At 29.6% G+C, this 11,612-nt stretch carries 12 protein-coding genes; 4 read left to right on the top strand and 8 right to left on the bottom strand.

Features of this window, described 5'->3' with window-relative positions; translation table 11 throughout:
* From ACN5J5_RS05945 to rplU, 3 genes are all read right to left on the bottom strand, one after another.
* The gene (locus ACN5J5_RS05945; RefSeq protein WP_418646388.1) at nt 1-735 is read right to left on the bottom strand and encodes a LytR/AlgR family response regulator transcription factor; all 735 of its coding nucleotides are present in this window, start codon (nt 733-735) and stop codon (nt 1-3) included.
* Nucleotides 736-1,086: 351 nt separating this feature from the next.
* Nucleotides 1,087-1,347 carry a 50S ribosomal protein L27 gene (gene rpmA, locus ACN5J5_RS05940; protein ID WP_271407037.1) on the bottom strand — a complete coding sequence of 87 codons (261 nt, stop codon included), beginning with the start codon at nt 1,345-1,347 and terminating at the stop codon, nt 1,087-1,089.
* A 22-nt stretch (nt 1,348-1,369) separates the two neighbouring features.
* Complete coding sequence (rplU, locus tag ACN5J5_RS05935; RefSeq protein WP_418646387.1) at nt 1,370-1,855, bottom strand: 50S ribosomal protein L21; 486 nt, start codon at nt 1,853-1,855, stop codon at nt 1,370-1,372.
* Nucleotides 1,856-2,121: 266 nt separating this feature from the next.
* On the opposite strand from rplU, the gene ACN5J5_RS05930 reads away from it, so the two are divergent.
* Both ACN5J5_RS05930 and ACN5J5_RS05925 read left to right on the top strand, forming a co-directional pair.
* Entirely contained in the window at nt 2,122-3,435 is a 1,314-nt protein-coding gene (locus ACN5J5_RS05930) for a M16 family metallopeptidase (RefSeq protein ID WP_418646386.1), read from the top strand.
* Between the two features lie 19 nt (nt 3,436-3,454).
* Nucleotides 3,455-5,506, top strand: a complete 2,052-nt coding sequence (locus tag ACN5J5_RS05925) for a M16 family metallopeptidase (protein WP_418646385.1) — start codon at nt 3,455-3,457, stop codon at nt 5,504-5,506.
* 77 nt (nt 5,507-5,583) lie between these two features.
* On the opposite strand, the gene ACN5J5_RS05920 is transcribed toward ACN5J5_RS05925, so the two are convergent.
* Nucleotides 5,584-6,456, bottom strand: coding sequence for a DMT family transporter (locus ACN5J5_RS05920; RefSeq protein WP_418646384.1), 873 nt, complete (start codon nt 6,454-6,456; stop codon nt 5,584-5,586).
* A gap of 92 nt (nt 6,457-6,548) precedes the next feature.
* On the opposite strand from ACN5J5_RS05920, the gene ACN5J5_RS05915 reads away from it, so the two are divergent.
* Nucleotides 6,549-7,070: a cation transporter gene (locus tag ACN5J5_RS05915; protein WP_418646383.1), complete on the top strand. Its 522-nt coding sequence runs from the start codon at nt 6,549-6,551 to the stop codon at nt 7,068-7,070.
* An 86-nt stretch (nt 7,071-7,156) separates the two neighbouring features.
* Nucleotides 7,157-8,182, top strand: a complete 1,026-nt coding sequence (locus ACN5J5_RS05910; protein ID WP_418646382.1) for a COX15/CtaA family protein — start codon at nt 7,157-7,159, stop codon at nt 8,180-8,182.
* Here the strand turns inward: ACN5J5_RS05910 and gldD are convergent.
* From gldD to mutY, 4 genes are read right to left on the bottom strand one after another with little or no spacing between them, the layout of a single operon-like run.
* On the bottom strand, nt 8,179-8,730 hold the full coding sequence (gldD, locus tag ACN5J5_RS05905; protein WP_418646381.1) for a gliding motility lipoprotein GldD: 552 nt from the start codon (nt 8,728-8,730) through the stop codon (nt 8,179-8,181). The two genes, ACN5J5_RS05910 and gldD, sit on opposite strands and share 4 nt — an antisense overlap.
* The gene (gldE, locus tag ACN5J5_RS05900; RefSeq protein WP_418646380.1) at nt 8,723-10,024 is read right to left on the bottom strand and encodes a gliding motility-associated protein GldE; all 1,302 of its coding nucleotides are present in this window, start codon (nt 10,022-10,024) and stop codon (nt 8,723-8,725) included. The genes gldD and gldE overlap by 8 nt, the downstream gene beginning before the upstream one ends.
* Nucleotides 10,025-10,038: 14 nt before the next feature.
* Entirely contained in the window at nt 10,039-10,473 is a 435-nt protein-coding gene (locus tag ACN5J5_RS05895) for a single-stranded DNA-binding protein (protein ID WP_418646379.1), read from the bottom strand.
* Nucleotides 10,474-10,512: 39 nt separating this feature from the next.
* The gene (mutY, locus tag ACN5J5_RS05890; RefSeq protein WP_418646378.1) at nt 10,513-11,559 is read right to left on the bottom strand and encodes an A/G-specific adenine glycosylase; all 1,047 of its coding nucleotides are present in this window, start codon (nt 11,557-11,559) and stop codon (nt 10,513-10,515) included.
* Nucleotides 11,560-11,612 lie beyond the last annotated feature (53 nt).

The raw sequence follows: 11,612 nt of genomic DNA, 5'->3' as shown, positions 1-11,612 counted from the left end.
TTAAAATTTTTCTAAAAACTCTGATTTTCTTTGTCGTGATACAGGTATTTTATGATTATCTTCTAATATTACATATCCATCAGACTTTAAAAATTCTTTAATTTTATTTAAGTTGATAACAAACGAATTGTGTATTCTAAAAAAATGCTCGTCTGGTAATAATGAATTTATTTCTTTCAGTTTTTTTGTTACCACTATTTTCTTACCATTAGTAGTATGGATTGAAGAATAATTACCGTCAGATTCTACAAATAAAATTTCTGACTCCTCTATAAAAATTAATTTTCCATCTGTGCTTATGGTAATCTTTCTCTTATTAAATTTTTTATTAAAATTTAATAAGATTTGCTCAAACTTTTCATTGCTGTTATTTTTAGCATAATGCGCTTTTATTCTATTTAACGTTACTTCTAAATCATCAGAATCAACAGGTTTTAAAAGATAATCTATCGCTTCGTTTTTTAAAGCTTTAATAGCATATTCGTTATAAGCAGTTGTTATAACTACAGCAAAATCTCTTTTCTCTAACTTTTCAAGTAATTGAAATCCGTCCATTGTTGGCATTTCAATATCTAAAAAAAGACAATCTATTGAATTATTGCTAATATATTTTATCGCTTTTTCTGCATCGGTAAACGTTTCTATAACCTCTATATCTTCATTAAAATTTGACAACTCCCAAGAAAGACCTTGTATTGCTTTTGGTTCATCATCAATAATTACTGCTCTTAACATTAAATAAATTTTAACTCAAATGTAATTGATATTAACTTAATATTAAAATGTAAAAAACTGAAAAACAACTATTAAAAACATAAAAACAACTAAAAAAAACACGAATAAAACCATTTATACATAAACTAATACCATTTACACATAAGTAATTTTTTAAACTATTTTTTACTCGCATCTTTGTACCATAATACACAAGGAAATTTATTATTGATGGATTGGGGGATTAATCAATAATAGCATATAAAAAAACAGCACTTAACTTTAAGTGCTGTTTTTTTATACTTGAGTTTTAAACATAAAAAAGCTCAAACAACAAGTTGTTTGAGCTTTAATTTATTAAATCAATATTTCTTAAGCCTCGAAAGGAACTATAGAAACGTATGATCTGTTATTTCTCTTCTTTCTGAATTCAACAACACCGTCAACTTTAGCATGTAAAGTATGATCTTTACCCATGTAAACGTTTTCACCTGGGTTGTGAGTTGTTCCTCTTTGACGAACAATAATGTTACCTGCAATTGCAGCTTGTCCTCCAAAAATCTTTACTCCTAGTCGTTTCGATTCTGATTCTCTACCATTCTTCGAACTACCGACACCTTTTTTATGAGCCATCTCTGTAAGTTTTTAAAGTTAATTATTTGCTTAACGCTTCAATTAATTCAGCTTTCTTTAAAGAAGTGTATCCTTTTACACCGTTTTCTTTAGCTAAAGCTTTTAATTCTGCTACAGTTTTAGAACTTAAATCAGTTGATTCTGATTTTGCTTCGGCTTTAGGAGCTGCTGTTTTAGCTGCTTCTTTTTTAACACCTGATGCAGAAATTCCTTCAATTTGAATTTCAGTTAAGTACTGTCTGTGTCCATTTTTCTTTTTGTAACCTTTTCTTCTTTTCTTTTTGAAAACGATTACTTTATCACCTTTTAAGTGACCTAATACTGTTGCAGTTACTCCTGCACCTTCTATAGCTGGGGCGCCAATAGTAACGTTACCATTATCTGCAATAAGCATTACGTTATCAAAAGTTACTTTTGATCCTTCTGCTTCTTGTAAACGGTGTACGTATACTTTTTGGTCTTTTGCTACTTTAAATTGCTGCCCTGCTATCTCTACGATTGCGTACATACTTTTTGTTTTGCGTATTTATACTAAATTAATTACACTTTCTTACCGAAAATGCGGATGCAAATATACTCTTTTTTTATTTATTTACAACAAGTTAGTTGTTCTTTTAACTTAATAGAGTTTAATTATAAAAAGTGATGATATAACCATGGAATAGTTTTATTTTTGAGAATCATTTTTTTTGATGTTATTTAAAACAGATTTGTAACAAATCAATTTTGATAGCGTCAAACCTAAAAATTAATTACTAACTAAATAAAAAATCAATGAAAAAAAGTATTTTAACTCTTGCTTCAACGGTTTTGATTGCATTTTCTGCAAATGCTCAAAAAGTTGAATTTGAAGAATACGATTTAAGTAACGGTATGCACGTTATTTTACATCAGGATAATACCGCTCCTGTAGTAACAACTTCTGTAATGTATCATGTAGGTGCAAAAGATGAACAACCAGACAGAACTGGTATGGCTCACTTTTTTGAACACTTACTTTTTGAAGGTACAAAAAACATTAAAAAAGGAGAGTGGTTTAAAATTGTTTCTTCGAACGGAGGAAGAAATAACGCTAACACTACTGATGATAGAACTTATTATTACGAAGTTTTTCCTTCTAATAAATTAGAATTAGGTTTATGGTTAGAGTCTGAACGTTTATTACACCCAGTTATTAAACAAAAAGGTGTTGATACACAAAATGAGGTTGTAAAAGAAGAAAAAAGATTACGTGTTGACAACCAACCGTATTCTCGTTTTTTAGAAAATGTAAAGAAAAATATTTTTAAAAAACACCCTTATAAAGGAACCACAATTGGTAAAATGAAGCATTTAGATGATGCTACTTTAGAGGAGTTTTTAGCATTTAATAAAAAATTCTATGTTCCAAATAACGCTACTTTAGTTGTTGCTGGTGATATTGACATCAACACAACTAAAAAAATGATTCAAGATTATTTTGGACCAATTCCTAGAGGGGCTGAAATTGAAAGAAATTTCCCTAAAGAAGATCCTATTACAAGCCAAATAAATGCTAAAGCATACGATCCTAATATTCAAATACCAGCAATTATTACTGCCTACAGAACTCCGTCTATGAAAACTAGAGATTCTAGAGTTTTAGATATGATTTCATCATACTTAAGTTCTGGTAAAAGTTCTGTTTTATACAAAAAATTAGTTGATACTAAAAAAATGGCTTTACAGGCTGGTGCAATTAATATGAGTCAGGAAGATTATGGAACTTATATTTTATTTGGATTACCACAAGGTAAAACAAAACTTACTGATATTATAAAAGAAATTGACGAAGAGGTTGTAAAAATACAAACAGAATTAATTTCTGAAAAAGCACACCAAAAGCTTCAAAATAAATTCGAAAATCAGTTTGTAAACTCAAATTCTAGTGTTGACGGAATTGCAAATTCTTTAGCTCGTTATAATGTTTTATACGGTGATACAAATTTAATTAATACCGAAATAGAAATTTACCGTTCAATTACTAGAGAAGAAATAAGAGAGGTTGCTAAGAAGTATTTAAATCCAAACCAACGATTAATCTTAGAATATCTTCCAAAGAAAAAATAATTCAAAAGACAATATAATTATGAAAACAAAAATTTTATCGTTAATAGCAATTGTAACCATGTCTTTTGCTTTAAACGCACAAATAGATAGAAGTAAAATGCCAAAACCAGGACCAGACCCTGTGGTTAAACTTGGTGAAGTAGAAAAATTTACTTTAAAAAATGGTATGACTGTAATTATGGTTGAAAACCACAAATTACCAAGAGCTTCTGCTAACCTAACAATAGACAATAAGCCTGTTTTTGAAGGTAGCATTGCTGGTGTTTCTAACATTATGGGAAGTTTACTAGGTCGTGGAACTGCTAAAATATCTAAAGATGATTTTAACGAAAAAGTAGATTATTTAGGTGCCAATGTTAACTTTTTTAGTGGTGGTGCATATGCTTCTTCTTTAAAAAAGTACTTTCCTGAAGTTTTAGGATTAATGGCAGATGGTGTTAAAAACTCTAAGTTTACTCAAGAAGAATTTGACAAAGAAGTAAAAGTAACTTTAGATGGAATAAAATCTAGCGAAAAAGATGTAAAAAGTGCTGCTAGAAGAGTTGAAGACGTTTTAACTTATGGTAAAAAACATCCTTTTGGTGAGTTTACATCTAAAGAGTCTGTAAATAAAATTACACTTGCTGATGTTCAAAAGTTTTACAACACTTATTACAAGCCAAACAATGCTTATTTAATTATTGAAGGAGATATTAATCCTAAAGAAATTAAAAAAACAGTAACTAAATTATTTAGTAATTGGGCAAAAGGAATTATACCTGTACACAATGTTACAAAGCCTTCAAATGTTGCTACTACTGAGATTAACTTTGTAAATATGCCAAATGCTGTACAGTCAGAAGTTACAGTAATTAACAACATCGATTTAAAGTTAGGAGATAAAGATTATTATGCAGCTTTATTAGCAAACCAAATTTTAGGTGGTGGTGGTACTGCACGTTTATTTCAAAATTTACGTGAAGATAAAGGGTATACTTACGGATCTTATTCTAGCATCAGACAAAGTAGAAATGCTGCTACTTTTAGAGCAACGGCAAGTGTTAGAAACATGGTAACTGATAGTTCGGTTGTAGAATTACAAAAAGAAATTAACAAAATCAGATACCAAAAAGCATCAGCTGAAGAGCTTAAAAATGTAAAAGAAAAATACATTGGTAGCTTTGTAATGAATGTTCAAAAACCAAGAACTGCTGCTAGTTATGCTTTAAATATTGCACGTTATAACTTACCTAAAGATTTCTATGCAAACTATATTGAAAACATTAATGCAGTTACTTTAGAAGATGTACAAAATGCAGCTATTAAATATTTTAAAGGTGATAAAGCTCGTATTATAATTACAGGTAAAGGAATTGACGTACTTAAAAACCTTGAAAAAGGAGATTATAAAATCAGTTATTTTGATAAGTACGGAAATGCAACTACTAAGCCTGCAATGAAAAAACAAATTCCTGCAGGAGTTACTAAAAAAACAGTAATTAACAAGTATTTTGATGCTATTGGTGGTGCAGCTAAAATTGCCGCTTTAAAAACTACGATGGTGGTTTATAGTGCAGAAATACAAGGAATGAAAATTGAATCTACCGAAAAAAGAAATACAACACATTTTTTAAATGCAACTGCCATGAACGGTAATGTTATGCAAAAAGCTGTAATGGACAAAACAGCTATTAAAATGAACGGACAACCTTTACCAGCTGAAATGGCGGCAGAAATGACACACGTTTTAGGTGTTTTACCTGAAGTTGGATTATTAGCTAACGCTGAAACTAAATTAACAGGTATTGAAACTGTTGATGGTAAAGAGGTTTATGTAATTTCTAAATTAGGGAAAACAGTATCTACAAATACTTATTTTGATGTTAAAACTGGTTTAAAAGTAAAAGAAACTCAAAAAATTCTTTTTGGAGGACAAACTCAAAATCAAGAAACATTATTTAGTGATTATAAAGATTTTGGTGGTGTTAAATTCGCTACTAAAAAAACAGGAAGTCTAGGTAGACAAAAAGTACAATATACTTTAAAAGATGCTAAGGTAAACGAAGGTGTATCAGAAGCAGATTTTAAATAACAAATAAAATTACTAGTAAACAAAAAGCCAAAACACATTGTGTTTTGGCTTTTTTATTGTTAAAAATTACATTAAAGTTATTTAGCTTTATTTACCATCCAAACTCCAAATAAAATAATTACACCTGCAAGTAATTGTATAACACTTAGTTTTTCGCCATCAATAATTCCCCACATTACCGCCACAATAGGAATTAAATACGTTACTGACGAAGCAAATATTGGTGACGAAATATGAACCATATCATAAAAAATAACTTTAGCAATTGCCGTACCTGCAATTGCCAAAATAGTAATATAACCCAACGCACTTATTACTTGAGTATTTGTTTGAAATGAAGTATAAAAATCAGAAAAACACAACACTATAAAAGCAGGAATAATTAGCACTAAAAAGTTACCCGTAGTAATTGCCAAAGCATCTAAATCTGATAAATATTTTTTAATGATGTTTACGTTAAACGCATATCCTATTGATGAAAAAATAACCAAAACAGCATACCAATAATTTTGATTCGGATTTAATTCTGCTCCTTTTAAAATCAATATCATTGTTCCAACCAATCCAACTAAAATTCCAATAAATTGTTTCTTTTTAAAAGCAAAACCAAATACTAAAGCTCCAAAAATAAAAGTATTAAATGGTGTTAAAGAATTTAAAATTGAAGCAATAGAACTATCTATTCCTTTCACAGCAAAAGCAAACAAAAACACCGGAAAAAAAGTACCTAAAAAAGCAGTGTAAACAATATATTTTAAATGCTTTTTCTTTATTTTTTTTACGCTTTTAAAACCAATCAATAATAAAAAAAATGCGGTAATTAATATTCGTAAAGCACCAACTTGAATAGGCGTTAAACCAATCAATGCTTTTTTCATTAAAATAAAAGAACTTCCCCAAACTACCGAAAGCACTACTAAATACAACCATTTTCGTTGTTGATTACTCATTTTTAATACATTTAAGTACAAAATTCGGCTATTTCTATTTATAAAATTGATTTTATTAATAACTTTGCTAAATAACTCAATAAATTAAAACGATGAAAATTCAAAAAATAATATTCGCATTAGCTTTTGTTAGTTTTTTAGCTGTTGGATGCAAAACCGAAGCAAAAAAAGAAGAAGCTACTAAAGAACAAAAAACGGAAATGGCTGCAAATGCAAAAGAACTTTCTTTAAATATTTCTGGAATGACTTGCGAAATTGGATGTGCTAAAAAAATTGCTTCTGATTTAAGTAAAAAAGAAGGTGTTTTAAAAGCCAACGTTGTTTTTAATGACAGCATCGCTACCATAAAATACGATGCAAATATTACAAACAAGGCAGACTTAATTGCTTTTGTTGAGGGAATTGGTAGTGGAGAAATGTATAAAGCTTCTGAAACAACCAAAAAAGCGTGTAAAGAAGGGTGTACAATGGCTTGTTGCGCTAAAAAAGATGCTGCAAAAAAAGCATGTAAAGCAGACTGTAAAAAAGAATGCTGTACAAAAAGCGAAGCTGATAAAAAAGCTTGTGCTACAGATTGTAAAAAACAATGTTGTGCTGAAACCAAAAAAGCATAATTTAATTTGATACATAAAAAATCAAGCTCCTGTTTTAAGGAGCTTTTTTTGTGGTTTATAGTATCTTTGTAAAAACTTTTCTTCTGATGAAAAAACACTTTCCGCTCATAGTAAAAATCTCATTAATTTCGGTTTATCTAATTTTTTTAGCAGGATCGGTAGTTCGTATGACAGGATCGGGAATGGGATGTCCTGATTGGCCAAAGTGTTTTGGATATTACATTCCGCCAACATCCGAAGAACAAATTACATGGCAACCAAATACTAATTACGAAAAAGGGATGATTATCGTTAAAAACGAAACCTTATTTGTTGCCGAAAATGATGTAAAAACATCCGAAGAATTTAAAAATAATAATTGGGTAAAATACACCAAACACAACTACGCAAAATTTAATAAATACCATACTTGGACCGAATACATTAACCGTTTATCATCTGCTTTAGCCGGAATTCCGTTTTTGTTTTTAATTTTTGTTTCAACTAAATTTTGGAGAGAAAAAAAACGAATTACACTCTTGGCCTTTGGTGCTTTCTTTTTAATGTTATTTGAAGCTTGGTTAGGTAAAACTGTGGTAGATTCGAACTTAAAACCAACCATTATTACTATTCATATGGTAGGCGGTTTAATTATTGTTGCTTTGCTATTATGGTTGTTATTTATAGTTACCGATCGTAAAAAAGCAACTTATAAATACCATTCGCTATTTAATAAATTATTAATTTTTTCGGTATTATTTTCGTTAATTCAAATAGCTATGGGGACACAAGTTCGTCAATTTATTGATGAACAAGTAAAATTATTTGGATTTGATAATAAGCATTATAGCTTATTAAATCCTAGTTTTAAATTTTACTTCCACCGTTCATTTACCATTGCAATTGTATTGGTAAATTTAGGTTTATTTTATATTAATCAAATTAAAAACTTAGGCTATAAATTAGTAAATTGGATTGTATTTTTAATCTTTTTAGAAACCATTACGGGTATTTTAATGTATTATGCTGAGTTCCCTTTAGGTACGCAAGCAATACATTTACTTTCGGGTGCAATTTTATTCGGATTACAATTTTATTTATTGTTGCAGAGTAAAAAAAGAGCAATCAATTAATTTGCCCACTCTAAGGTTTCTAACATGTGAATCATATCTTTTTTGATGTATTCAACAGCTGGTAAAATAGAATCGTAATTGGGTTTTGTGTAAAAAAACAACGATCCTTTTAAAAAGTGATTTGTACTATCTGTAACGTGAAATTGTATTTGCGAAGCAGCGTTACCAGAAATTTCACACATTTTACCGTATATTTTTTTATCAGTATCAACATAATCTCGCCAAGAAATATGATCTGCTTTTACTGTATGCTCTAACACCAATTTTTCGGCTTCAATTAAGAGTTCTCGTAAATTATTATTTACGGGTCTGTAAGTAATATCAACAGATGCTTTTAATTTTGGATATTGCACTTTTAGCCAATTTTGTGGCAAGTTTTTAATAGTTGCTTTTTTTGCCACATCAAAACGATATGGCCTGCTGTTATTTAATTTATTATATCCTAAATTTTGATACTCTAAACTTAAATATCCTTTAGGTTTAGGCAATGTTTCTTCACCACAACCAACTAATAACATTGCTGATATCAACAATAAAAATTTACGCATTTCGTGTTGCTTTTACTTGTTTTATACGCTTCTTATCTAACGCTTCAATAGTAAACGTATAAATACCAAAGTTTATTTTCTCTCCTTTTTTAGGAAACCTTCCCGATACTTCTAAAATAAAACCAGCTAAGGTTTCGCTTTCTCCTTTTACCTCTTCAAATTTCTCTTCGTCATCATCATCTAAAACCCTACAAAAGTCTTTAATATTTGTTTTTCCATCAAAAATATAATTGTTTTCATCAACTTTAGAGTACGTTAAATCATCATCATCAAACTCATCATTAATATCTCCAACAATTTCTTCAATAACATCTTCTAAAGTTACAATTCCGCTGGTTCCGCCATATTCATCAACCACAATGGCTAAGTGTTTTTTCATTTCTTGAAACTCACTTAACAAATCGTCTAACTTTTTGTTTTCTGGTACAAAAAAAGCTTCCCGTAATAATTTTTGCCAATTAAAACTCTTTTTGCTTAAATACGCTAATAAATCTTTGGCGTATAAAACACCTGTAATGGTATCAATATTTTCGTGATATACAGGAATTCTTGAATACCCGTTTTTAAGAATTGTTTTTAAAACCTCCTCATACGATGTGTCATCTGCAATAGCACAAACATCGGTTCTGGGTTTCATAATTTGTACAGTTTCGGTATTACCAAAACTTACAATTCCTTCTAAAATTTTTTGTTCTTCCTTTGTGGTGGCTCCACTTGAAGTTAACTCTAAAGCTTGCGATAAACGTTCTACCGAAAGATTGTTGTTTTTGTTGCCTAATTTATTTTCTACAATGCTTGTTAGTTTTATTAACGGTGTGCTTAACGGCGATAAAAAAATATTTAAAACCTGAATTGGTTTTGCCATAAAACCAGCAAACTCCATCGATTTTCGAGTTGCATATACTTTTGGTAATACTTCGCCAAATAATAAAATTAAAAAAGTAACTAAAACAACTTCTACCAAAAATTTTATTCCGCCAGATAATTGGCTAAAAAAAACTTCGCCCAACGAGGCAAATATTAATACAATAAGAATATTAATAAAGTTATTGGTTATTAAAATTGTACCCAATAATTTCTTCGGATTTTCTAGTAATTTTACAACCGTATTTTTTCCTTTTGATGAAGATATAAGCTCATCTAATTGTGTTTGTGTTATTGAAAAAAAAGCGACTTCTGTTCCTGAAACTAACGCTGAACAAATCAATAAAAAAAGTAACAACAAACTATTTATTGATGTTAATAAATCAATACTTGATAAAAGAAAAAACAAGGAGTTGGGGTCTGTATCCAATTTTTAAAATTTAATTAAAATGGTAAATCATCTTCGTTTTGGGATGATGTATTTGGATTAACATTATTTTCTTGAGTTGTATTTGGTGCCGAAACCGCAGTATTATTGTCGCCCTTTTTGGTTGATAAAAATGTCATTTCTTGCACTTGTATTTCAGTTGCATAACGTTTTTGCCCATCAACTTCGTATTGACGGGTTTTAATTCGTCCTTCGCAATAAACCTTATCGCCTTTGGTTAAATATTTTTCGCAAATTTCAGCCAATTTATTTCGTACAACAATATTGTGCCACTCTACATTGGTTACTTTTTCTCCTGTTTGGCGGTTGGTATACGTTTCGTTGGTGGCTAAAGGAAAACGCCCAATAGCATTACCTCCTTCAAAATAATGCATTTTTAACTCATCACCTAAATGACCTATTAAAATAACCTTATTAATTGTACCTGCCATAACCTTGTTTGTTTTGAATAACAATCAAAGATACAAAATTTACTTTTTGCTATTTATGTATTCATTTAAAAAGTTATCAATCAAAATTGGCACCGGAAATTGTTTGATATCTTTCCAAAAAATTGTTTTTTCTTTAATTTCTGATGTTTTTACAATCCAAAATTGTGTGTACAAATGTTGATGTGATAATTTGTGTATTATTTCTTTACTATTAAATAATGAAACTGTAGTTTCTAAAGGAAATTTACCTATAAAATCTTCGGATGAAATTAATGTGTTTTCATCAATATTAGTAGTTGTTTCAATTAATGGAAATTGATATAATCCTTGCCAAATTCCTTTTCCGATTCTCTCTTCAATAATTGTTTTTTCAGCATCGGTAACAACAACTAAAAAATTAAAATATCTTTTTTTTATTTTTATTTTTTTCTCTTTTACAGGCAGTTCTTTTATTATTTTTTTCTCTAAAGCAACACAACTATTTGATAACGGACAAGAATCGCATAACGGATTTTGAGGTTTGCATTGCATGGCTCCAAAATCCATAATTGCTTGATTATATATTCCTGGTTGCGAAGAATCGATTAAAGTTTGTGCTAATTCTTTAAATTCTTTTATTCCTTTAGATGAATTTATAGGAGTGTAAATTCCGAAATAACGAGATAAAACTCGGTATACATTTCCGTCAACAACCGCAACTGGCTCATCAAAACAAACAGAAGCAATTGCCGAAGCCGTGTAATCTCCAATTCCTTTTAGTTTTAATAACTCCTTATAACTATCAGGAAAAACACCATTAAACTCATTTGCAATATGTTTTGCTGTAAAATGTAAGTTTCTAGCTCTTGAATAATACCCAAGTCCTTGCCATAATTTTAGCACCTTACTTTCATCAGCCTTTGCTAAATCAAACACTGTTTTAAACTCTTTTGTAAACGTTGTATAATAAGGTAATCCTTGAGCTACTCGCGTTTGCTGTAACATAATTTCGCTTAACCAAACCAAGTAAGGATCTTTAGTTTTACGCCAAGGCAAATCTCTTTTATTGTTTAAATACCAGTAAATAAGTTGGTTAGCAAATATCATTTATGTAAATTTAGCTTGCGAAAATACTGCATTTTATTTAGATTTTTTTATTC

The organism is Tenacibaculum insulae (assembly GCF_964512435.1).
Classification (GTDB): domain Bacteria; phylum Bacteroidota; class Bacteroidia; order Flavobacteriales; family Flavobacteriaceae; genus Polaribacter; species Polaribacter insulae_A.
This window is presented reverse-complemented; position numbering and strand designations above follow the sequence as displayed.

What these genes read in the sequence shown, in the direction of transcription:
- rplU (WP_418646387.1), bottom strand. Translation starts at nt 1,855, where the DNA reads ATGTACGCAATCGTAGAGATAGCAGGGCAGCAATTTAAAGTAGCAAAA.
- gldD (WP_418646381.1), bottom strand. Translation starts at nt 8,730, where the DNA reads ATGCGTAAATTTTTATTGTTGATATCAGCAATGTTATTAGTTGGTTGT.
- ACN5J5_RS05895 (WP_418646379.1), bottom strand. Translation starts at nt 10,473, where the DNA reads ATGGCAGGTACAATTAATAAGGTTATTTTAATAGGTCATTTAGGTGAT.
- ACN5J5_RS05915 (WP_418646383.1), top strand. Translation starts at nt 6,549, where the DNA reads ATGAAAATTCAAAAAATAATATTCGCATTAGCTTTTGTTAGTTTTTTA.
- ACN5J5_RS05910 (WP_418646382.1), top strand. Translation starts at nt 7,157, where the DNA reads ATGAAAAAACACTTTCCGCTCATAGTAAAAATCTCATTAATTTCGGTT.
- ACN5J5_RS05925 (WP_418646385.1), top strand. Translation starts at nt 3,455, where the DNA reads ATGAAAACAAAAATTTTATCGTTAATAGCAATTGTAACCATGTCTTTT.
- ACN5J5_RS05930 (WP_418646386.1), top strand. Translation starts at nt 2,122, where the DNA reads ATGAAAAAAAGTATTTTAACTCTTGCTTCAACGGTTTTGATTGCATTT.
- mutY (WP_418646378.1), bottom strand. Translation starts at nt 11,559, where the DNA reads ATGATATTTGCTAACCAACTTATTTACTGGTATTTAAACAATAAAAGA.
- ACN5J5_RS05920 (WP_418646384.1), bottom strand. Translation starts at nt 6,456, where the DNA reads ATGAGTAATCAACAACGAAAATGGTTGTATTTAGTAGTGCTTTCGGTA.
- ACN5J5_RS05945 (WP_418646388.1), bottom strand. Translation starts at nt 735, where the DNA reads ATGTTAAGAGCAGTAATTATTGATGATGAACCAAAAGCAATACAAGGT.
- rpmA (WP_271407037.1), bottom strand. Translation starts at nt 1,347, where the DNA reads ATGGCTCATAAAAAAGGTGTCGGTAGTTCGAAGAATGGTAGAGAATCA.